Source organism: Sphingomonas sp. 2SG (assembly GCF_005503285.1).
Classification (GTDB): Bacteria; Pseudomonadota; Alphaproteobacteria; order Sphingomonadales; family Sphingomonadaceae; genus Sphingomonas; species Sphingomonas taxi.
On the sequence record NZ_SCMZ01000010.1, the window covers coordinates 52,020 to 72,952 of the forward strand.

The following is a 20,933-nucleotide window of genomic DNA, read 5'->3' on the forward strand; positions in this document are numbered from 1 at the left end:
CATCATTCCCTCAGCGGTTCAGCCGCAACCGCAGCGCGACCGAGCGGGCATGCGCGGGCAGGCCTTCGGCGTGGGCGAGGGCGACGGTGGCGGGGCCGAGTTTGGCCAGCGCGGCTTCGTCGAGCCCGAGGAAGCTGGTGCGCTTCATGAAGTCGAGCACCGACAGGCCGCTGGCGAAGCGGGCGCGGCGACCCGTTGGCAGGACGTGGTTGGGGCCGGCGACATAGTCTCCGATCGCCTCGGGCGTGTGGCGGCCGAGGAAGACGCTGCCGGCATGGCGGACTCGGTCGAACAGGGCTTGCGGGTCGTCGACGGCGAGCTGGAGATGCTCCGGCGCGAGGCGGTCGACCAGCGGGCAGGCGGCTTCGAGCGACTCGACGACGATGATCGCGCCATTGGCGTCCCAGGCGGCGCGGGCGACCGCGGCGGTGGGGAGGATCGCCAGTTCCTCGTCGACCGCCGCTGCGACGCGGTCGGCATAAGCGGCGTCGTCGGTGAACAGGATCGATTGCGTGGTGACGTCGTGCTCGGCCTGGCTGAGCAGGTCGGCGGCGGTCCATTGCGGGTCGTTCAGCGCATCGGCGACGACGACGATCTCGCTGGGGCCGGCGACCATGTCGATGCCGACGACGCCATAGACCTGACGCTTGGCCTCGGCGACCCAGGCATTGCCGGGGCCGGTGACGACGTCGACCGGCAGGATGCGGCCGGCGCCATAAGCGAGCGCGGCGATCGCCTGCGCACCGCCGATCCGCCACACCTCGTCCACCCCGGCGAGATGCGCGGCGGCGAGGACGAGATCGTTGATCTGGCCATCGGGCGTCGGCGTGACCATCACCAGCCGGCCGACGCCCGCGACCTTGGCGGGGATGGCGTTCATCAGCAGCGACGACGGGTAGGCGGCGCGGCCGCCGGGAACGTAGAGGCCCGCCGCGTCGACGCCGCGCCAGCGCGCGCCGAGGCGGACGCCCGCCTCGTCGACATAATCGCTGTCGGTGGGCTTCTGGCGTTCGTGATAGGCGCGGATGCGTGCGGCGGCGAGGTCGAGCGCGTCGCGCAACGATGGGTCGAGCGCAGCATAGGCGGCGGCGCAGGTGGCGGGTTCGATGCGCCAGCCGGTTTCGGCGAGATCGTGGCGGTCGAGCTTGCGGGTGAAGGCTTCGACCGCGGCCTCGCCGTCGTCGCGGACCGCGCGGATGATCGCGGCGACGTCGCGGGTGACGTCGGCGGAGGCTTCGCGGCGGCCCTCGACCAAGGCGGTGAAGGCGTCGGCGAAGCCGGCGTCGCGGGTGTCGAGGCGGATCATGCCGCCTGTTCCTGCGCGACGGCGCGGCGGAACGCCTCGACCAGCGGCACGACCTCGGGCCGGGTCTTCATCGCGGCGCGGTTGACGATCAGGCGGCTGGTGACCTCGGCGATCACCTCGACCTCGACGAGCCCGTTTTCCTTGAGCGTCTTGCCCGAGGAGACGAGGTCGACGATGCGCGGCGCGAGGCCGAGCGTCGGCGCCAGCTCCATCGCGCCGTTGAGCTTGACGCATTCGGCCTGCACGCCGCGCGCGGCGAAATGCGCCGCGGTGGTGTGCGGATATTTGGTGGCGACGCGGACGTGGCTCCAGCCGCGCGGATCGTCGGTCGCGGCCATCGCGGCGGGCTCGGCGACCGAGATGCGGCAATGGCCGATGCCGAGGTCGACCGGCGCATAGAGTTCCGAATAGGCGAATTCGGCGAGCACGTCGGACCCGACGATGCCGAGCTGCGCGGCGCCGTGCGCGACGAAGGTCGCGACGTCGAAGGCGCGGACGCGGATCAGCTCGATATGCGGCACGTCGGTGGCGAAGCGCAGCGCGCGGCTGCTCTCGTCGCCGAACGCGGCTTCGGGGTGGATGCCGGCGCGCGCGAGCAGCGGCAGCGCCTCGGCGAGGATACGGCCTTTCGGCACGGCGATGACTAAGGGGGGTGTCGACACGGCCCGGGCTTTACTGGCGGGCAGGGGTGGGCGCAACAGAGCGCGACGAGGAGGCGAGTCGATGGCGGGCGAAGCGGAGAATCGGGCGGCATTCGCGGTGCAGGCGGGCTATTGCGGGGCGATGGCGGCGCCGGTGACGGCGCGGGTCTGCGTGGCGCTGGGGCAGGCGCTCGATCGGACCAGCGCGACCGGGCGGCGGGTGCTCGACTGGCCAGGCGAGCCGGTGGCGGATGCGGTGGTGCTGCGGCTGGTCGGCGGGCTGCATGCGCTGCATCGTGCGAGCGCGGATGCCGATCTGTCGCAGGTGTTCGACGGTGTGGTGACGGATGAGGCGGCGGTTGCGGCAACGCTCGGGCGGGTGGTCCGCGACCGTGACGCGGCGCTGCTGCCGTGGCTCGACGGGCCGCCGCAGACCAACGAGGCGGCGCGGTCGGCGGGGCTGATGACCGGGCTGCTGCATCTCGCGACGCGGTTCGGGCCGCGTGTCGAGGTGCTGGAGATCGGGTCGAGCGCGGGGCTCAACCTGATGCTCGGGCGCTATCGCTTCGATCTCGGGGGCGTGACGGTCGGGCCGGAGGATGCGGCGGTGCGGATCGTGCCGGAATGGCGTGGCGTGGCGCCGCCCGTGGCGACGGTCGACGTCGTGGGCGCGCGCGGCGTCGACATCGCACCGGTCGATGTCGGCGATCCGGCGCAGGCGGCGCGGCTCGAGGCCTATGTCTGGGTCGATGCGCAGGAGCGGCTCGCGCGGCTCGCCGCGGCGATCGGCGAGGTGCAGCGCGTCGGCGTCGATCTGGTGCAGGGCGATGCGGCCGACTGGGTCGAGGCGCGGCTCGCCGAGCCGCAGGCGGCGGGGGTGACGCGGGTGCTGATGCATTCGGTGGTGTGGCAGTATCTTCCGGCCGAGGGGCGGGCGCGGATCGTCGCGGCGATGGCGGCGGCGCGGGCGAGCGTGGACCGGCCGCTCGGCTGGGTGATGATGGAGCCGAACCGCGATCTCCACCGTCATGAGGTGCGCGTGCGCGGATGGCCCGGCGAGACGCCGATGGAGCTGGTGGCGCTGACGCACGCGCATGGCGCGTGGGTCGAGGGGCTGGCGCCGCCGTATGAGACGCGCGACTATGTGATGCGGCGCGGGGCGTATGAGGCGGATTGAAAGGGATAAGATTCCCTGTTTCCGTCATCCCGGCGAAAGCCGGGACCCATGGATGCGCATCGCTGCCGCATCGCGCCTCGCCGACGACACCGAAACCATGGGTCCCGGCGTTCGCCGGGATGACGAACAAGGGATAGCGATCGTCGGCGGGAAGGGCGCGAACCCTTCCCGCCCCGATCATCAATAGAAGAAGCGGTTGTAGACCTGCACCGCGCGGCCCGAGCGGGTGTCGACCAGCACGACGTCGTTGCCGTAGCGGACCCAGCGCTGATAGCCGTAGCCCGGACGCGGCAGGCGATAGGTGCCGTAATCGTTGATCCAGTAACGCTGGCCGTAATATTCCGGCGTGAAGCGATAGCCGACGTTCACCGGACGGTAGCGATAGCCGCGCGGACCGGCATAGACGCCGCGGCGATAGACGTCGCCGTGCGTGCGGCGATAGTCGCGCCAGTCCTCGCGCAGCTCGCGGCGATCCTCGCGGACCTCGCGGCGCGCCTCGCGGATATCGCCGCGGTCGCCATAGGCGCGGGCGCGGGCGAGATCGCGCTGGCTCTGGCGGACTTCGCGTTCGCTCTGACGGACCTCGCGGGCACTCTGCGCGCTCGCCGCGGCGGCGGGCAGGACGGTCGCGGCGGCGATGGCGGCGATGATGATCTTACGCATCGTAACTCTCCTCTATGGCGCGCTTCGGCCGTCGGGACGGCGAAGAGCATGGCGGCCTTTTCCGCCTATGCGGCTGAACGCACGAGGAATGTTTTGGTCAGCAAAACGAAAGCTGGGTGCGCGTGCTCGCCCTCACCCCTCGCCGGCTGCGCCGTCTCGTCCCCTCTCCCGGCGGGAGAGGGGAAAGGCGCGTAGCGCCGAGGGGTGAGGGTGGAGACGCCCTCAGATATTCCAGCGCCGCATCGCGGCGACGACCGCTTCGGGCTTTTCCCATGGCACGAAATGACCGGCGTCGATCTTCTCGACCGTCAGCTTCGGCACATAGGGGCCGAGATCGTCGACCAGCACCGGCAGCAGCGCCGAATCGCGCATCCCCCAGATCACCAAAGTGTCCTGCGTTACCGGCGGGAAGGGACGATCGAGGAAAGCGGGGCGGGGCGGCGCCTCGTCCATCGCGGGGACGATGACGGTGGAGGCGCGATACCAGTTGAGCATCGCGGTCATCGCGCCCGGCTGCGACCATTCGTCGAGATAGGCGGCCTTGTCGGCGCCGGCGATGGCGTGGGTGACGTGATGCGCGAAGGTCGAGCCGAGGAACTTCTCGAGGCCGGCGCCGGTCAGGCCCCGGTCGATCGTCGTGTCGCGGAAGCGGGTGATATATTGGCTCGCCTTGCGCTGCTCGGGTTCGTCGAACAGCGCGCGCTGGAAGAGATAGGGGTGCGGCGCGTTGACGATCACCAGCCGCGCGACGCGGTCGGGCCGGGCGAGCGCCGCCATCCACGCGATCGCGCCGCCCCAGTCGTGGCCGACCAGCGTGAACTGGTCGATGTTCAGGTGATCGGCGAGCGCGATCAGGTCGGCGAGGATCCTGTCGGCGGCATAGGCCTCGACGCCTTCGGGCTTCGAGGACCGGGCGAAGCCGCGCTGGTCGGGGGCGATCACATAATGATCGCGGGCGAGGTCGGGCAGGATGCCGCGCCACGTCCGGTGCGATTCGGGAAAGCCGTGGAGCAGGATCACCGGTGGCCGGTCGGGCGCGCCGGCGATGGCGACGTCGAGTTCGACGCCGGTGGGAAGGGCGATGCGCTGTACCGCTGGGGTCATGATAACACTGGGGTCATGAGGCTCTCCTGTTTCCCTCCTGCCATTTCCCACGGTCGTCATCCCCGCGGAGGCGGGGATCCAGACGCGCGGGTTCCTGCTTGAGCCGCATCGTCAGCGTGTATGGATCCCCGCCTTCGCGGGGATGACGGGGAATGCTCGGTCAGGGATAGCTCACCGTATTCGGGACTTCGGGGATGGGGATCCATTCCTTGTCGTCGCCGGGGACGACGGGAAATTCGCCCGCCTTCCATGCGCGTTTGGCCTCGTTGATCCGCTCGCGGCTCGACGAGACGAAATTCCACCAGACGTGGCGCGGGGTGCGGAAGGCGTCGCCGCCCGCCAGCATCGCGCGACCGCCGCTGCCCGAGCGCAGCGTCGCGGCGATGCCCGGACGCAGCACGTAGAGCTTCATCGGTTCGAGCGGCACGCCCTCCAGCGTCGCCTCGCCCATCGCGAGATAGACCGCGCGTTCCTCCGCGGCGGCGTCGATCGGCACGCTCGCGCCGGGGTCGAGCACGATATCGGCGTAGATCGTGCCGGCATAGGTGGTGGTCGGCGCGCGCTGGCCCCACAGATCGCCCATGATGATGCGCGCGCGGGCGCCGTGCGCGGCGATCGTCGGCAATTCCGCCTTGGCGACGTGTTCGAAGCCGGGCGCCATCTCCTCCTGCGCCTCGGGCAGCGCGAGCCAGGTCTGGATGCCGGACAGCGCCGGGCCGGCCTTCCGCTCGTCGCCGGGCGAGCGTTCCGAATGGACGATGCCATGACCTGCGGTCATCAGATTGACCGCGCCGGGTTCGATCCGCTGGCGCGTGCCGAGCGAGTCGCGATGGTCGATCGCGCCGTCGAACAGATAGGTCACCGTCGCGAGGTTGATATGCGGGTGCGGCCGCACGTCGATGCCGTTGCCGATCTCGAGATGCGCGGGCCCCATCTGGTCGAAGAACAGGAACGGGCCGACCATCGTCCGCTCCTTGTTGGGGAGGGTGCGGTGGACCTTGAAGCCGCCGAGGTCGTGGGTGACCGGGGTGATCGTCTGGAGCACGAAGTCATCGAGCACGGGCAGGCTCCGTTTCGCTGAGAAGCTGTTCGAGATCAGCAGGATAGATGGTTTCGGGCCAATCGGCCAGTTCGGCCCGCGCAAACCAGCGCGAGCCGGCGAGGACGCGTTGCTCCAATTCGGTGAGCGCGCCGGCGCGGACTTCGTGCCGATCGATGTCGACGCGGAAATAGCGTTCGTCGGCGATCACCTCGACGCGCTCGAAAGTGAGGAATTCGCAGGTGCGCTGCGCCACCTCCGGCCCGCAGTCGAGGTCGAGGCCGACCTCTTCCCACAATTCGCGGCGGGCGGCCTGCGCATAGCTTTCGCCGGGATCGACTGCGCCGCCGGGGGTGCACCAGAGCGGCGGGCGATCGTCGGGGGTGAAGCGCATCAGCAGGACGCGATCCTCGCCGTCGACGAGGAGGATGCGCGCGGCGGGGCGGGGGATGCGGGCCATTGCGTGGCCTTACCCGGTCGCGGGGGCGGCGCGAAGGCGGCAATGGTGAAACGGTGATGTTCCGGGCTTGCCAAGGGCTTGTCCGGCCCCCCCGTTCGCCCTGAGCCTGTCCAAGGGCGTTGAGACTCACCTGTGCTTCGACAGGCTCAGCACGAACGGTTGGTCGGAGACGGGCGTCTTGGGCGCTACGCCGCGTCGAGTTCGGGATAGTGGCGGAAGATGCCGTCGGTGTTGAACGGCAGGCGGCGCTCGCTCGCCAGATAGGCGCGGATCCCGGGCAGGTCGGCGACCGCGGCGTGCAGGCGCAGAAGGGCGGGGTAGCGCGGCGCCAGCGTCTTCATCCGCTGGGGGAACATGTAGCGCAGTCCCTCGACGAGCTGGAACAGCGAGGTGTCGCCATAGGTCCAACGATCGGCGAACAGCCAGTCGCCGGCCCCTTGCGCGGCGGCGGCCTCGAAATGGTCGAGATATTTGGGCAGGCGCTCGTCGCGGAACTGCGCGGCGGCGCGGGCGGCCTCGGGCTTCTGGTCGTCGTAATAGTCCATCATCGCGACCGGGTGATGGACGTTGTGCACCTCGGCGACGATGTCGGCGATCGTCAGTTGCAGCTGGTCGAGCCAGTAGCGGTCGGCGAGGCCGGACGGCGCGAGATCGTGCTGCTGGCCGAGATAGTGGAGGATGTTGGCGACCTGCGCGATCGCATGGCCGTCGAGCGCCAGATAGGGCGGGGCATAGGGGCCGCGGCCGGTCTTCGCCCGCGCCGCGAGATCCTGCATCATCGCCTCGGCGCCCTGGGTGCGGGCGCAATCCTCGTAAGGAATGCCGGCGGCTTCGAGCGCGAGGCGGACGAACTCGCCGCGGCCCTGGATCGTCGGCCAATACCACAAGCGATAGACCATGCGCTTACTCCCCGGGGGCGCGCGCCTTGATGGCGAGCGCGTGGATGCGCGTCGACAACAGATCGGCGAGCGCATGGTTCACCGCACGCTGGCGCGCGACGCGGCTGGCGCCGGCGAAGGCGGGGCTTTCGACGAGGACGGTGAAGTGCGATTCGCCGGTGCCGTCGTCGCCCATATGGCCGGCATGGAGGTGGCTGTCGTTGGTCACTTCGAGATGCGTCGGCGCGAGCGCGGCGGTGAGACGGGCGGCGATGATGTCGGCGAGCGGGCCGGTAGCGGTGTCGGTCATCGCGCCTATATATCGGCATTGCGCCAATTAGGGAGCGTTCGTGACGCGCGCGAGTGAGAAGAAGGACCGGCCGCAGACGCGGTTCCACGGTCGGATGGAAGCCCAGGGCCGCGTCTGCGCCGAACCGGGATGCGAGGAGCCGGGCGAGTTCCGCGCGCCGCCGTTGGAAGGCGCGGCGACGGGCAACGGGCCGGGCGCGTTCCGCTGGATGTGCCTCGACCATGTCCGCGCGTTCAACAGCCGCTACAATTATTTCGACGGCATGACCGCCGACGAGATCCATCAGGCGCAACGGCCGATGGCGGGCTGGGAAAATGAGACGCGCGCCTTCGCGCGGGCGGGCTATGGCGACCAGGGGCCGCGCTGGGCGGATTTCAACGATCCGCTCGATGCGATCGGCGCGCGCTTCCGTCGCGAGGTCGCGCCCGAGCGGAACGACGGCAAGCCGCTGTCGGGGCAGGATCGCGCGAGCCTCAAGGTGCTGGGGCTGGCGGCGGATGCCGACCGGCAGGCGCTGCGCAAACGCTATTCGGAGCTGGTGCGGCAATATCACCCCGACCGCAACGGCGGCGACCGCAGCCACGAGGCGCGGCTGCAATCGGTGATCGCGGCGTATCAGCAATTGCGCCAGGCGCCGGCCTTCGTCTGACCGGGGGCGGCGTCTATTCGCTAGCCAGGCGCCGTGCGATCGCCTCCAACTGGTCGGCGGCGGCGTTCCACCCCGCCTCGAACCCCATTGCGGCGTGGCTGGCCTTCGCCTCCGCCGTCCAGTGCCGCGCAATTGCCGTGTAGCGCGTGCCGCCGGCCTCTTCGGCGAACGAATCGATCCGCACCATGAACGGGCCGGCGGGGTGCCAGCCGGCGGTGAAGGCGTCGGTCGCGACGATGCGCACCTGCGGCACCACCTCGAGATAGACGCCCTCGAGCCGGTTTTCCTCGCCGCCGGGGCCGCGCATGACGATCTGCGAACGGCCGCCGGCGACGAGCTCCTGCGTTACGAATTCGGCGGTCCACGGCCTGGGGCAGAACCACGCGCCGGTATCCTCGGTCCATGCCCGCCATACGGCGGCGACCGGCGCGTCGATCAGGCGGGTGATCGACAGCTCGTGCGCGGCCGTCATGCGGTGGCGCTCCGGCGCGGACCGACGAGGCCGATCTGGCTGCCGTCGGGATCGAGGATATTGGCGGAATAGTCGCCGCCGGGGATCTCGTCCGGGCCCTGGATCACCGTGCCGCCCGCCGCCTGCGCCGCCGCGATCGCCGTATCGATCTCGGCGACGAGGACATAGCTGTTCCAGCGTGCCGGTGCCTGCGTGCTGACGCTCGACATGACGGCGCCGGGTCGCGCGTCGCCGGCGGCGAAGAAGGTATAGTCGCCCATCTGCCCCATCGGCATCGCGCCCGCCGCCGTCCAGCCGAACAGCGCCCCGTAGAAGGCGAGCGCTTCGTCGGGATCGGGCGTCGCGAGCTCGATCCAGACCGCGTGGCCGACGGCATCGGGGGCCTGCGAGAAGGGGGCGGCCTCATCCTGCGCGACGGGCTGCATGAGCCGGAGGTCGACCCCCTGCGGATCGCGCAGGATCGCGATCGTGCCGACGTGCGGGATGGCCATCGGCGCGAGCAGGATCGTAGCGCCGCGCTGCTGTGCGAGGGCGAGCGTCGCCGCGATATCGCGCGTCGCGAAATAGATGCCCCACCCGCCGTTCGGCGGCGCACCCGGCGGGGGCGCCATCATCCCGGCGACGCTGACGCCGTCTGGGGCTGCGGCGAGCAAATAGCCGCCATGTTCGGGCGTCGGCGACGGCTGCGTCGTCCAGCCGAGGACGCGGTCGTAGAAGCGCGCGGCGCGGGCCGGATCGGGCGCCGTCAGTTCGAACCAGATCGGCAAGCCGTCGGTCAGTGGCATCGCAAAGCCTCCGTCAGGATTGGAACAGCAAGGTAAAGCCGCCGTAGATCATGCGCTTGCCATCGAAGGGCAGCGCTTCGGGCGCGGTCTCCATCCGGGGATCGGCCATCGCCGCGGCCATGCCGGCGTCGCGGACCGCCTTCGACGGCCATTCGATCCATGAGAAGACGACGCTTTCGCCGTCCTCGCGCTGCGTCGCCAGCGGGAAGCTGGTGCGTGTGCCGGGCGGGACGTCGTCACCCCATGCCTCGACGACGCGAGTCGCGCCGTGATCGAGGAAGATCGGTGCCGATCGGGTGGCAAGCGCGACATAGGCGTCGCGGTCGCGCGCGGCGAGCAGGAAGCCGTCGACATAACCGGTGGCGGGCGAGGGCGCGCCCTGATCGACGACGACCTCGAAGCCGCCATAGATCATCCGTGCGCCGTCGAACGGCATCGTCTCGATCAGCGCCGCCATCTCGGGAGCGGCCATCACCTGTGCAGCGGCGGCGTCGCGCGTCGCCTTGTCGGCATATTCGATCCAGCTGAACACCACCGTCTCGTCCGGCGTCGCCTGCACGGCGCGATGGAAATCGGTGTGCGTGCCATGGGGGACATCGTCGCCCCAGGCTTCGCCCTGCCGCCCGGCACCCGCCGCCTGCAAGACCGTCCAGCCTTGTGCCGCATGGCGACGATAGGCATCGCGTCGTGCACTCGGCACGGCGGTGACGAAGCCGTCGATATAGCGCATCGGCTCGCTCTCCTTTTTTCAAGGGATTACCTGCCTTTTCCGGTCCTGCGTCAAGCCCCGCGTACGATCGCGGTCGCGGCGGCTTGACGGCGGGGCAATCCGTTTCCACTGGATAGGCGATGCGCCATTCGCTCGCTTCGCGCGTTGGGGAGGGCCGCCTCTGATTTGCCCAGCTTCGAAACGGTGCCCCGACCCGATGACCGATATCCCCAATACCCAGCCCGACAGCCGCGAGACGACGATCCTCGATGCCCCCGACAAGATGGTCGGCATCCGCGAGCTGTTCGGCATCGACAGCGACATGCAGGTGCCCGCGTTCAGCGAGGCGGACGAGCGCGTCCCCGATCTCGACCCCGCCTATGTCTTCGATCCGGACACGACGCTGGCGGTGCTGGCGGGCTTCGCGCACAACCGGCGCGTGATGGTGCAGGGCTATCACGGCACCGGCAAGTCGAGCCATATCGAGCAGGTCGCGGCGCGGCTCAACTGGCCGTGCATCCGCATCAACCTCGACGCGCATATCAGCCGTATCGACCTGATCGGCCGCGACGCGATCGTGCTGCGCGACGGCCAGCAGGTGACCGAATTCCGCGAAGGCCTGTTGCCGTGGGCTTTGCAGACGCCGACCGCCTTGGTGTTCGACGAATATGACGCGGGGCGGCCCGACGTGATGTTCGTGATCCAGCGCGTGCTGGAGACCGAGGGCAAACTGACGCTGCTCGACCAGAATCGCGTGATCCGCCCGAACCCGTGGTTCCGGCTGTTCGCGACCGCCAATACGGTCGGCCTCGGCGACACCAGCGGGCTGTATCATGGCACGCAGCAGATCAACCAGGGCCAGATGGACCGCTGGAACATCGTCGTCACGCTCAACTATCTGCCGGCGGCGGTCGAATCGCAGATCGTGCTCGCCAAGTCGGGCGAATATGACAAGCCCGAGGGCAAGAAGACCGTCGAACAGATGGTCCGCGTCGCCGACATGACGCGCAAGGGCTTCGTCAACGGCGACATCTCGACGGTGATGAGCCCGCGCACGGTGATCACCTGGGCGCAGAACACGCTGATCTTCGGCGACGTCGGCTTCGCGTTCCGCTTGAGCTTCCTCAACAAGTGCGACGAGAACGAGCGGCCGCTGGTGGCGGAATATTTCCAGCGCGTGTTCGGCAAGGACCTGCCGGAGAGCGTGGTGGGGAAAGCGTAAGGAGGACAAAATGACGAGGGCCGAAGCGCTCGAGCGACTGCGATCGTACGAAGGGGCGTTGCGGCAGCTCGGTATCGTCCGGCTGTCGATATTTGGCTCGACCGCACGCGACGAGGCGCGTGACGACTCCGACGTCGATCTGGTCGCCAGCGTCGATTACGATGCGATCCGCGCGCTGGGGCCGTTCGGCTATTTCGGCATTGAGGGGAAGATCGAGGAGATGCTTGGGGCGAAGGTCGATTTCATGACGGAGCCCGCGCAGAAGCCGTGGTTGCAGGAAGAGATCGATCGGGATCGTGTGCATGTCTTCTAAAAACCCGCGCGGACGCTTGCTCGATATCATAGACAATGCAAACCGCATCGAGCGCTATGTGGCCGGCGTGGATGAGGCGGCTTTCTTGAGCGATGACAAGACACGGGACGCGGTCGAACGATGCCTCGCTCGTATTTCCGAAGCGGTGGTCAAGATCGGCGCCGAACAGATGTCGGCGGTGATGCCCGATCTGCCCGTCGAACGGTTGCGCGGCTTCGGCAACGTGCTTCGTCACGCCTATGACGATATCGACCCTGTGCTAATTTTCCGAATCGCGCGGGAGGAAGTTCCTCTGCTGCGAGACGCCGCGCAGCGCGCACTGGAAAACTGATGGCAAACGATACCCCTCTCGACCGGTTCAAGGCGGTGCTCGCCGGAACGGCGCGCGCGATCGCGGAGGAGCCGGAGGTCGAACTCGGCTTTACCGCCGACGCACCGGCGCAGTCTGGCAAGCATATCAAGGTGCCGATGCCTGCCCGCACGCTTCCCGCCGAACAGGTGGCGGAAGCGCGCGGCTTTTCCGATGGCTTCGCGTTGCGGCTGCGCCATCACGACGATGCGCTCCATATGCGATACGCGCCCGCCGAGGCGGTGGCGCGATCGGTGTTCGACGCGGTCGAGAGCGCGCGGGTCGAGGCGCTCGGCAGCCGCGGTTATGCGGGCATCGCCGACAATCTGGCGCATGCGCTCGACGTGCGGATGCGCAGCGATCCGATCACGCGCGCGCGAACGCGCGAGGAGGTGCCGCTCGCCAGCGCCCTGTCGCTGCTGGTGCGCGAGCGACTGACCGGGCTGGAGGCGCCCGCCGCCGCGGCGCCCGGCCTCGCATTGGTCCGCGAATGGATCGATGCGCGCACCGACCTGTCGAGCCTCGCGCTCGCGCTCGACGACCAGCGCGCGTTCCAGAGCCTCGCGATGAAGATGCTCGAGGAACTCGAGCTGGTCGAGGGCGAGGTCTTGCCCGAAAACGCCGACGAGGGCGGCTCGGAGGACGAAGGCACCGACGAGCAGCAGCAGGACGAAGGCGAGGAGGATCAGGAGCAGGAGGGCGGCCAAGGCGAAGGCGAGGTCGACGCGCGCGGCGAGGCGCAGGAATCGGACAGCGACGACGGCGAAGGCGAGGAATTCGGCGACCAGTCGATGGACGACCTCGACGGCGAACCCGGCGACGACGGTGACGAGGGGATGCAGCCGGTGCGCCCCAATCGCCCGAACAGCGACTTCATGCCGCAGTTCGAATACAAGCCGTGGACGACGCAGTTCGACGAGGTCGTCGCCGCCACCGATTTGTGCGACGCCGAGGAACTGGCACGGCTGCGCGGCTATCTCGACCAGCAGCTCGCGCATCTGCAATCGGCGGTGTCGAAGCTCGCCAACCGGTTGCAGCGGCGGCTGATGGCGCAGCAGTCGCGGTCGTGGGATTTCGATCAGGACGAGGGCATGCTCGATGCGGCGCGGCTGGCGCGCGTCGTCGTCACGCCGGGCCAGTCGCTGAGCTACAAGATCGAGCGCGAGACCGATTTCCGCGACACGGTGGTAACGCTGCTGATCGACAATTCGGGGTCGATGCGCGGCCGGCCGATCGGCATCGCCGCGATCAGCGCCGATATCCTCGCGCGCACGCTGGAGCGCTGCGGCGTCAAGACCGAGATCCTCGGCTTCACCACCCGCGCGTGGAAGGGCGGGCAGGCCCGCGAGACGTGGCTGGCCGCGGGGCGGCCGCCGCAGCCGGGGCGGCTCAACGACATCCGCCACATCGTCTACAAGAAGGCGGACGAGCCCTGGCGGCGCGCGCGCACCAACCTCGGCCTGATGATGCGCGAGGGGCTGCTCAAGGAGAATATCGACGGCGAGGCGCTGCTCTGGGCGCACAGCCGGCTGCTCGCGCGACCCGAGGAACGGCGCATCCTGATGGTGATCAGCGACGGTGCGCCGGTCGACGATTCGACGCTGTCGGTCAATTCGGGCAGCTATCTGGAGCGGCATCTGCGCCAGGTGATCGGCTGGATCGAGGGCAAGTCGCCGGTCGAGCTGGTCGCGATCGGCATCGGCCACGACGTGACGCGCTATTACGCGCGCGCGGTGACGATCATGGACGCCGAGCAACTGGGCGGCACGATCATCGAGCAATTGGCGGCCCTGTTCGACACGCCGTGACGTAAGGCACGGAATAGCTGGTAAAAGTTTCCCCTACCTGCTTCGGTATGCCGCTGGTGGGCGAGGGGATGGGTGTGGACGTTGCGCAGGACCGGGCCTTGCGCCCGCACGGCCGGGAGCTGGCGGGTTGAACCGGTCCGCGCTTCGGATCCTTGCCGGGCTGGCGCTCGGGTTGATCGGCGGGGCGATCGTCAGCGGGCGGGCGGTGGCTGCGCCGCTGCTCGCGGTGACCGGGCCGGTCGGGCGGTTGTGGCTCGATGCGTTGACGATGACGGTGGTGCCGCTCGTCTTCTCTTTGCTCGTCACCGGTATCCTCGGTGCGGCACAGGACGCGCGGCAGGATCGGGTGGCGTTGCGCGCCTTGCTGTGGTTCGCGGCGTTGTTGTGCGGCGGGTGTCTGGCGGCGGCGGCGAGCACGACGTTGTTGCTGCACCTGTGGCCGGTCGGCGATGCGGCGGCGTTGCGGCCGGTGGGCGCGGTGCCGGCGATCGGCGGGGCGGGGGACTGGCTCGGCAACATCATCCCGGCCAATCCGATCAAGGCGGCGGCGGAGACGGCGATGGTGCCGCTCGTCGTCTTCGCTTTGTTCTTCGGCTTCGCCGCGACGCGCGTCGCGCCCGAGCTGCAGCGCGCGTTGCAGACGATGTTCCGGGCGATTGCCGAGACGATGCTGGTGATCGTGCAATGGGTGTTGCTGGTCGCGCCGATCGGCGTGTTCGCGCTCGCCTTCGGGCTCGGTGCGCGGGCGGGGAGCGGCGCGGTGGCGGTGCTCGCGCACTATGTCGTGATCGTCGCCTGCGCGTGCCTGCTGATCGGCGTGCTCGCCTATGTCGTCGTGCTCGTCTTCGGTGGGCTGTCGCCGCTGCGCTTCGCCAGGGCGGCGCTGCCGGCGCAGGTCGTCGCGCTCTCGACGCAATCCTCGCTGGCGACGCTGCCGGCGATGGTCGAGGCGGCGCCCGCATTGGACGTCGCGCGCAATGCGGCGGGGATCGTTCTGCCGCTCGCCGTGTCGATCTTCCGCGCCGCGAGCGCCGCCGCCAATATCGCGGTCGCGCTGTATCTGGCGGCGGTCTACGGCATGTCGCCGGGGATCGGCTTGGTGGTGACGGGCGCACTCGTCGCTGCGGCGGTCAGCCTCGCCGCTGTCGGGCTGCCGGCGCAGGTGTCGTTCTTCGCGACGATCGGGCCGGTGTGCCTCGCGCTCGGCGTGCCCGTCGAGCTGTTGCCGCTGCTGCTCGCGGTCGAGACGATCCCCGACCTGTTCCGCACGGTCGGCAACGTCACCGCCGACATGGCGGTGATGCGGCTAGCCGGCGCGGGTGATCACCGCGGCGACCAGCGCGATGCGGTCGACGTCGCGGTATAGGGCATTCTCCAGTTCCTCGCCGAACACGTCGGGGTCGATCTCGCGATAGCGCATCGTACAGCCGCGCGCGGCCGCCGCCTCGGCGAGTGCGGCGGCGAGCTGGTCGTGGCCGCGGACGATCGCACTGCCGGTGTAGAGGATCAGCCGGCCGGCGGGGGCGAGCCGGTCCATCGCCATCACCGCCATGTCGAGCGATACCTGACCGCCGTGCATCGCGCCGCCGTGACGGTACAGCCGCTTGCCGCTGTCGATGACGTAGGGCGGGTTGGCGGTGGCGACGTCGATGGGACCCGGGATGGTGACGAGGCTGTCGCTCTCGTGGAAGTCGGCGGCGATGCCGGCCGCGGCGGCGTTGATGCGCGCGAAGCGGAGCGCCGCCGGATTGACGTCGGTCATGTGGATGCGCAGCCCCGGGCAAGCGGTCGCGGCGACGATGCCGCCGACGCCCGAGCCGGTACCGATGTCGACCATCTGTGCGCCGGCACGCGCCGGGCAGTCGCGCAGTTCGTCGCGGATCAGATCGGCGAACCGATAGCTGTCCGGGCCGAAGAAGACCGCATCGGCGGCGTCGGTGGGATAAGCGGAATGGACGAAGAGATGATCGTGGAGCCGCGAGACGCGGATCGTCGCGCGGCGGCGATCTCCGGCTGGTACGGTGACGCCTGCGCTGTCGAGCAGCGCTTCGATCGCCGCGTCGCAGTCGCCGGGGCGATAGGGCAGGCTCCAGCCGAGCATGTCCTCGACGCAGCGCGCCGCCTGCCGGTCGGCGCGGGCGAGGACGCGGGCGTGGGTCGCCGGGGTCGGGGTGACGAACCGATGGTCGCGGTCACGCAACAGGGCGAGGAGATGCCGCAGCTCGGCGTCCGCCGATCGAACCGCCGGCTGGTCCGGTTTCGACACCCGCATCTCTCCATGAATCGTTGATGTGGCGTAACGTCTTGCGATGGTGCGGGTTCCTGTGGGCCCGGGGGGGGGCGGCGTTCGGCCGGTTCCGCGTTATGTCGAAACGGGTCGAACCCTCTCGCCCATGGAGCGGCATAGTGCTCCTGCGAAAGCAGGAGCCCAGAGTCGAGCGAGCTAACGCCTCGTGACGCTTGGGACTCCTGGGCTCCTGCTTTCGCAGGAGCACTGGGATAGCTTCGAGCAGGGTCGGGTGTGACCGCGGGCACCGCCCCACCCCGATCGCTGGCGGCGCTGCGCGGGATCGTTGTAAGGCGGTCGCGCTTTGACGCATCGCGACAGGATCAGCGGAGACGATATGACCAAGACGGCTTTCATCACCGGCGCGACCGCCGGCATCGGCGCGGCGGCGGCGACGGCGTTCGTGGATGCGGGGTGGCGCGTGATCGCCACCGGGCGGCGGGCCGAGCGGCTCGACGCGTTGCGCGCGCGGCTCGGCGAGGCGGTGCATACGCTCGCCTTCGACGTCGCCGACGAAGCGGCGGCGGGCAAGGCAATCGCCGGATTGCCCGAGGACTGGCGCGACGTCGATCTGCTGATCAACAACGCCGGGCTGGCGCTCGGTACGAAGCCGGCGCAGGAGGCGAACCTCGACGACTGGCGGACGATGATCGCGACCAACGTCACCGCTCTGGTGTCGCTGACCCACCGGCTGCTACCGGGACTGATCGCGCGACGCGGGGCGATCATCAATCTGTCGTCGGTGGCGGCGACCTATCCGTATAGCGGCGGCAACGTCTATGGCGGCACCAAGGCGTTCGTCGAGCAATTCTCGCTCGGCCTGCGCTCCGACCTGCACGGCAAGGGGGTGCGCGTCACCTCTATCGAACCGGGGATGGTCGAGACCGAATTCACCACGGTGCGCACCGGCGGTGATCAGGCGGCGTCGGACGCGCTCTACAAGGGCGCCGATCCGATGACCGCGGAGGATATCGCCGCGACGATGCTGTGGGTGGCGACGCTGCCGCCGCATCTCAACATCAACCGGCTGGAGCTGATGCCGGTCAGCCAGTCGTTCGCCGGCTTTCAGGTCGCGCGCGCGGGCTGATCCGCCTCGGCGCAGGGGTCGCGCAGCCGGCCCGACAGGAAGGCGATCAGCGCCTCGACCCGCGCCGGGCGCAGCGCGCTCGGCGGGGTGAGCAGGTGGAGACCGATCGCGGCGGCGGACCAGTCGGGCAGGATCTGCACCACCGCACCGCTGCTGATATGCGGGCCGACGATGAAGCCGGGCAGGCGGGCGATGCCGAGCCCGGCGATCAGCGTCGGCAGCAGGGCCTCGCCGCTGTTGGCGATCAGCGGCCCCTGCGGACGGATCGCGACGTCGCTGCCGTCGACGTGCTGGAAGCGCCACGGTGCGAGCACGTTGGAATAGCCGAGCACGCGATGGCGGGCGAGCTCTGAGGGATGCGCGGGCGTGCCGTGCGCGGCGAGATAGGCGGGGGCTGCGACCAGATGCGTCCTGACGTCGCACAGCCGGCGACCGCGCAGGCTGCTGTCGGGCAGGTCGCCAATGCGCAGCGCGACGTCGAAGCCTTCGGCGACGATGTCGACGCGCGCGTCGGACAGATGCAGGTCGATCTCGATGCCGGGATGGGCGGCGAGGAACTCCGCGAGCAGCGGCGCGACGTTGCGCACGCCGAAGCTCATCGGCGCGGCGAGGCGGACGCGGCCGGTCGGTGCGCTCAGTGCGTCGCGCGCGGCTTCCTCCGCGGCCTGCGCCTCGGCGAGGATACGCGCGGCGTGCGCGGCGAGCGGCTTGCCCGCCTCGGTCAGCGCGAGCCGGCGAGAGGTACGGTGGAACAGCGACTGGCCGATCTGCTCTTCGAGCCGGGTGATCGCCTTCGACACGGTCGCCTTGCTGAGGCCGATCGCATCGGCGGCGGCGCTGAACGAATTGTGCTCGGCGACGGCGGCGAAGATCGCCCAGGCTTCGAGATCGGGTAGGCGCATCATGGTCCCTTCGGCAGGCCGGGGAACCTAGCGTGGAAACGGTCGGTTTCCAGCGTTTCCGTTTACGCACCGTCCCGACGGGACCATTTAGGGTGCGACACGCACATTGGAGACGTTCGGATGACCAAGGTTCTGGTGCTCTATTATTCGTCCTACGGCCATATCGAACAGATGGCCGACGCCGTCGCCGAGGGCGCGCGCGCCGGCGGGGCCGAGGTCGATATCCGCCGCGTCGCCGAGACGGCGCCGGCCGAGGTGGTCAAGGCCGCGCATTTCAAGACCGACACGGCGCATCCCGAGATCGAAGGCCCGGACGCGCTCGCCCAGTATGATGCGATCATCGTCGGCGCGCCGACCCGCTATGGCCGGATGCCGGCGCAGATGGCGGCCTATTGGGACACCACCGGTGGCCTGTGGGCGAAGGGTGCGCTGGTCGGCAAGGTCGGCGGCGCGTTCACCTCGACCGCCAGCCAGCATGGCGGGCAGGAGACGACGCTGTTCTCGATCATCACCAACCTGCTGCATCATGGCATGACGATCGTCGGTCTGGACTACGGTTTCCAGGGCCAGATGGGCGTCGACGAGGTTCGCGGCGGCTCGCCTTATGGCGCGACGACGATCTCGGCGGGCGACGGTTCGCGCCAGCCGCATGAGGAGGAACTGGCGGGTGCGCGCTATCAGGGCAAGCGGATCGCCGAGACAGCCGCCAAGCTGAAGTGAGGCGCGGGGCGGCCTGCGGGTAAGCGGGCCGCCTTCACATCCACCCCGTCACCCCGGACTGGTTCCGGGGTCCACCGGGCCACGGGGGCATGGTCTCCCCTCCTGCCAATCTCCTCGCCGCAGAGTGGACCCCGGAACGAGTCCGGGGTGACGGGTTTTTCCGGGCGACGTGACGAGCCCGTATCGATTTGGCGCGCGTGGCGCTCCGCCGTAAACGCGCCTACATCCCGATCATGCCGACCCAGCCGCCCCGCCTGCCGCCGCCCGCACCCGAGGATGCCGCGGCGCGTAACATGCGGTTGCTCGTGCTGCTGCGCTGGATGGCGGTCGGCGGACAGGCGGCGGCGATCCTGATCGTCCATTACGGGCTCGGCATCCACCTGCCGGTCGTCGCGATGGGGGTGGTGCTCGCCGCGCTCGTCATGCTCAATGCGATGACGTGGCTCGGCCATCCGCATTGGCCGGTGACCAATTTCCAGTTGTTCGGCTCGCTCGCCTGCGATGTCGTCGCGCTCTCGGTGCAGCTCTACCTCAGCGGCGGGGCGTCCAATCCGTTCGTCTCGCTCTATCTGTTGCAGGTGGTGATGGGCGCGGTGCTGCTCCACGCCTGGTCGAGCTGGGCGCTGGTCGCGCTGACGACGGTGGCGTTCGGGCTGGTCGCGCTGCTCAGCCCGCCGCTGGCGCTGCCGCCGTGGTTCGCGACGCGGCTGTCGCCGGTCTATGTCATCGGGCTGTGGGCCAATTTCGTGCTCGCCGCGGTGCTGCTCGTGCTGTTCGTGACGCGGATCGCCGCCAACCTCCGCAGCCGCGATGCGCATCTCGCCGCGATGCGCCAGCGCGCCGCCGAGGAGGACCATATCGTCCGCATGGGCCTGCTCGCCAGCGGCGCGGCGCACGAGCTCGGCACGCCGCTATCGTCGATCCTCGTGCTGCTCGGCGACTGGAAGAGCGAGGCGGCGATCCGCGCCGAACCGCGCCTCGCCGCCGAGGTCGACGAGATGCAGGCGGAGGTGATGCGCTGCAAGACGATCGTGTCGGGCATCCTGTTCGCCGCGGGCGAGGTGACCGGCGAGGCGCCCGAACGCACGACACTGCGCCGGTTCCTGTCGGGGATCGTCGCGGTCTGGCCCGGAACGGTGACGTTCGAGGACCGGATCGGCGACGACCGGCCGATCGTGTCCGACCGCGCGCTGGGGCAGGCGCTGACCAATTTGCTCGACAATGCCGCGGAGGCGGGGGCCTCGGCGATCACGCTGACCGCGGCGGTGGAGGGGGCGGTGATCGTGCTGACCGTGCGCGACGATGGCAGCGGCTTTCCGCCCGCGGTGCTCGCCGGAATCGGTAAACCGTATAACACCAGCAAGGAGCGGCGCGGCGCGGGGCTGGGGCTGTTCCTCGCCACCAACGTGCTGCGCACGCTCGGCGGGACGCTGGCGGCGCGCAATATCGCGGGCGGCGCGGAGATGGTGCTGCGGCTGCCGGTGGCGGCGCTGGCGTTGGAGGAGGGGGCATGAGCGAGCGGCGGCTGCTGATCGTCGAGGACGATGCCAATTTCGCGCGGACGCTGGGGCGCTCGTTCGAGCGGCGCGGCTATGCGGTGACGATGCTGCCCGGGCCGGACGGGCTGGAGGCGGCGGTGGCCGACTTCAGGCCCGATCATGCGGTGGTCGACCTGCGGTTGGGCGGCGCGTCGGGGCTGGCCTGCGTGGCGACGATCCATGCAATCGATCCGGGCATCAAGATCGTCGTGCTGACCGGCTTCGCCAGCATCGCGACCGCGGTCGAGGCAATCAAGCTCGGCGCGACCAACTACCTGACCAAGCCGGCCAATACCGACGATATCGAGGCGGCCTTCGCGCGGATAGACGGCGATGCCGGCGCGACGATCGCCGCGGCGCCGCCGACCTCGATCAAGACGCTGGAATGGGAGCATATCCACCAGACGCTGGCGGACGTCGACTTCAACATCTCCGAAGCGGCGCGGCGGCTGGGGATGCATCGGCGCACGTTGGCGCGGAAGCTCGACAAGCGGCACATGGGGTGAAACCAAAA

Annotated in this window: 24 protein-coding genes; 11 read left to right on the forward strand and 13 right to left on the reverse strand. The window is 69.5% G+C overall.

What is annotated here, in order from left to right; translation table 11 throughout:
- Nucleotides 1–10: 10 nt before the first annotated feature.
- Together hisD and hisG are read right to left on the reverse strand one after the other, a co-directional pair.
- Nucleotides 11–1,306: a histidinol dehydrogenase gene (gene hisD, locus FFS23_RS06275; RefSeq protein WP_137897905.1), complete on the reverse strand. Its 1,296-nt coding sequence runs from the start codon at nucleotides 1,304–1,306 to the stop codon at nucleotides 11–13.
- Nucleotides 1,303–1,968, reverse strand: a complete 666-nt coding sequence (gene hisG, locus FFS23_RS06280) for an ATP phosphoribosyltransferase (protein WP_249340549.1) — start codon at nucleotides 1,966–1,968, stop codon at nucleotides 1,303–1,305. Before hisG ends, hisD begins: the two co-directional genes overlap by 4 nt.
- A 61-nt stretch (nucleotides 1,969–2,029) precedes the next feature.
- On the opposite strand from hisG, the gene FFS23_RS06285 reads away from it, so the two are divergent.
- On the forward strand, nucleotides 2,030–3,124 hold the full coding sequence (locus FFS23_RS06285; protein ID WP_137897906.1) for a DUF2332 domain-containing protein: 1,095 nt from the start codon (nucleotides 2,030–2,032) through the stop codon (nucleotides 3,122–3,124).
- 180 nt (nucleotides 3,125–3,304) lie between these two features.
- Here the strand turns inward: FFS23_RS06285 and FFS23_RS06290 are convergent, their stop codons facing one another.
- The 6 genes from FFS23_RS06290 to FFS23_RS06315 form a co-directional block, all read right to left on the reverse strand.
- On the reverse strand, nucleotides 3,305–3,787 hold the full coding sequence (locus FFS23_RS06290; RefSeq protein ID WP_137897907.1) for an RcnB family protein: 483 nt from the start codon (nucleotides 3,785–3,787) through the stop codon (nucleotides 3,305–3,307).
- Nucleotides 3,788–4,009: 222 nt separating this feature from the next.
- On the reverse strand, nucleotides 4,010–4,891 hold the full coding sequence (locus FFS23_RS06295) for an alpha/beta fold hydrolase (RefSeq protein WP_137897908.1): 882 nt from the start codon (nucleotides 4,889–4,891) through the stop codon (nucleotides 4,010–4,012).
- A 160-nt stretch (nucleotides 4,892–5,051) separates the two neighbouring features.
- Nucleotides 5,052–5,951: a pirin family protein gene (locus FFS23_RS06300; RefSeq protein ID WP_137897909.1), complete on the reverse strand. Its 900-nt coding sequence runs from the start codon at nucleotides 5,949–5,951 to the stop codon at nucleotides 5,052–5,054.
- On the reverse strand, nucleotides 5,941–6,390 hold the full coding sequence (locus tag FFS23_RS06305) for an NUDIX hydrolase (RefSeq protein WP_137897910.1): 450 nt from the start codon (nucleotides 6,388–6,390) through the stop codon (nucleotides 5,941–5,943). Before FFS23_RS06305 ends, FFS23_RS06300 begins: the two co-directional genes overlap by 11 nt.
- A 185-nt stretch (nucleotides 6,391–6,575) precedes the next feature.
- Complete coding sequence (locus FFS23_RS06310; RefSeq protein WP_038662337.1) at nucleotides 6,576–7,289, reverse strand: glutathione S-transferase; 714 nt, start codon at nucleotides 7,287–7,289, stop codon at nucleotides 6,576–6,578.
- A 4-nt stretch (nucleotides 7,290–7,293) separates the two neighbouring features.
- On the reverse strand, nucleotides 7,294–7,578 hold the full coding sequence (locus FFS23_RS06315) for a BolA family protein (RefSeq protein WP_137897911.1): 285 nt from the start codon (nucleotides 7,576–7,578) through the stop codon (nucleotides 7,294–7,296).
- 94 nt (nucleotides 7,579–7,672) lie between these two features.
- On the opposite strand from FFS23_RS06315, the gene FFS23_RS06320 reads away from it, so the two are divergent.
- Nucleotides 7,673–8,227 carry a J domain-containing protein gene (locus FFS23_RS06320; protein ID WP_171009392.1) on the forward strand — a complete coding sequence of 185 codons (555 nt, stop codon included), beginning with the start codon at nucleotides 7,673–7,675 and terminating at the stop codon, nucleotides 8,225–8,227.
- 13 nt (nucleotides 8,228–8,240) lie between these two features.
- Here FFS23_RS06320 and FFS23_RS06325 read toward each other — a convergent pair whose 3' ends face one another.
- Genes FFS23_RS06325 through FFS23_RS20710 form a run of 3 tightly spaced genes read right to left on the reverse strand, consistent with a single transcriptional unit; the run spans nucleotide 8,241 to nucleotide 10,214 of the window.
- Complete coding sequence (locus FFS23_RS06325; protein ID WP_137897912.1) at nucleotides 8,241–8,699, reverse strand: SRPBCC family protein; 459 nt, start codon at nucleotides 8,697–8,699, stop codon at nucleotides 8,241–8,243.
- Nucleotides 8,696–9,484, reverse strand: a complete 789-nt coding sequence (locus tag FFS23_RS06330) for a VOC family protein (protein ID WP_137897913.1) — start codon at nucleotides 9,482–9,484, stop codon at nucleotides 8,696–8,698. The genes FFS23_RS06325 and FFS23_RS06330 overlap by 4 nt, the downstream gene beginning before the upstream one ends.
- Nucleotides 9,485–9,497: 13 nt before the next feature.
- Complete coding sequence (locus tag FFS23_RS20710) at nucleotides 9,498–10,214, reverse strand: DUF1428 domain-containing protein (protein WP_038662322.1); 717 nt, start codon at nucleotides 10,212–10,214, stop codon at nucleotides 9,498–9,500.
- Nucleotides 10,215–10,410: 196 nt separating this feature from the next.
- Between FFS23_RS20710 and cobS the strand changes: the two genes are divergently transcribed.
- From cobS to FFS23_RS06360, 5 genes are all read left to right on the forward strand, one after another.
- Nucleotides 10,411–11,415: a cobaltochelatase subunit CobS gene (cobS, locus tag FFS23_RS06340; RefSeq protein WP_038662320.1), complete on the forward strand. Its 1,005-nt coding sequence runs from the start codon at nucleotides 10,411–10,413 to the stop codon at nucleotides 11,413–11,415.
- Between the two features lie 10 nt (nucleotides 11,416–11,425).
- Nucleotides 11,426–11,728, forward strand: coding sequence for a nucleotidyltransferase family protein (locus FFS23_RS06345; protein WP_137897914.1), 303 nt, complete (start codon nucleotides 11,426–11,428; stop codon nucleotides 11,726–11,728).
- The gene (locus FFS23_RS06350; RefSeq protein WP_137897915.1) at nucleotides 11,718–12,059 is read left to right on the forward strand and encodes a HepT-like ribonuclease domain-containing protein; all 342 of its coding nucleotides are present in this window, start codon (nucleotides 11,718–11,720) and stop codon (nucleotides 12,057–12,059) included. The genes FFS23_RS06345 and FFS23_RS06350 overlap by 11 nt, the downstream gene beginning before the upstream one ends.
- Nucleotides 12,059–13,885, forward strand: coding sequence for a cobaltochelatase subunit CobT (gene cobT, locus FFS23_RS06355; RefSeq protein WP_137897916.1), 1,827 nt, complete (start codon nucleotides 12,059–12,061; stop codon nucleotides 13,883–13,885). The genes FFS23_RS06350 and cobT overlap by 1 nt, the downstream gene beginning before the upstream one ends.
- A gap of 127 nt (nucleotides 13,886–14,012) precedes the next feature.
- Nucleotides 14,013–15,251 (forward strand): dicarboxylate/amino acid:cation symporter, encoded by a 1,239-nt coding sequence (locus FFS23_RS06360; protein WP_137897917.1) that lies wholly within the window; start codon nucleotides 14,013–14,015, stop codon nucleotides 15,249–15,251.
- Here the strand turns inward: FFS23_RS06360 and FFS23_RS06365 are convergent.
- Entirely contained in the window at nucleotides 15,192–16,157 is a 966-nt protein-coding gene (locus tag FFS23_RS06365; RefSeq protein ID WP_137897918.1) for a methyltransferase, read from the reverse strand. The genes FFS23_RS06360 and FFS23_RS06365 overlap by 60 nt on opposite strands.
- Nucleotides 16,158–16,509: 352 nt before the next feature.
- Between FFS23_RS06365 and FFS23_RS06370 the strand changes: the two genes are divergently transcribed.
- A complete protein-coding gene (locus FFS23_RS06370) occupies nucleotides 16,510–17,259 on the forward strand; it encodes an SDR family NAD(P)-dependent oxidoreductase (RefSeq protein WP_137897919.1) in 750 nt (249 codons plus the stop codon).
- Here the strand turns inward: FFS23_RS06370 and FFS23_RS06375 are convergent.
- Nucleotides 17,238–18,161, reverse strand: coding sequence for a LysR family transcriptional regulator (locus tag FFS23_RS06375; protein WP_137897948.1), 924 nt, complete (start codon nucleotides 18,159–18,161; stop codon nucleotides 17,238–17,240). The two genes, FFS23_RS06370 and FFS23_RS06375, sit on opposite strands and share 22 nt — an antisense overlap.
- A 120-nt stretch (nucleotides 18,162–18,281) precedes the next feature.
- Here FFS23_RS06375 and wrbA point away from each other — a divergent pair, with 120 nt between their 5' ends.
- The 3 genes from wrbA (at nucleotide 18,282) to FFS23_RS06390 (ending at nucleotide 20,925) form a co-directional block, all read left to right on the forward strand.
- Nucleotides 18,282–18,881, forward strand: a complete 600-nt coding sequence (gene wrbA / locus FFS23_RS06380; RefSeq protein ID WP_137897920.1) for an NAD(P)H:quinone oxidoreductase — start codon at nucleotides 18,282–18,284, stop codon at nucleotides 18,879–18,881.
- A gap of 233 nt (nucleotides 18,882–19,114) precedes the next feature.
- A complete protein-coding gene (locus FFS23_RS06385) occupies nucleotides 19,115–20,395 on the forward strand; it encodes an ATP-binding protein (RefSeq protein WP_137897921.1) in 1,281 nt (426 codons plus the stop codon).
- Complete coding sequence (locus tag FFS23_RS06390; RefSeq protein WP_137897922.1) at nucleotides 20,392–20,925, forward strand: response regulator transcription factor; 534 nt, start codon at nucleotides 20,392–20,394, stop codon at nucleotides 20,923–20,925. Before FFS23_RS06385 ends, FFS23_RS06390 begins: the two co-directional genes overlap by 4 nt.
- Nucleotides 20,926–20,933: the final 8 nt, after the last annotated feature.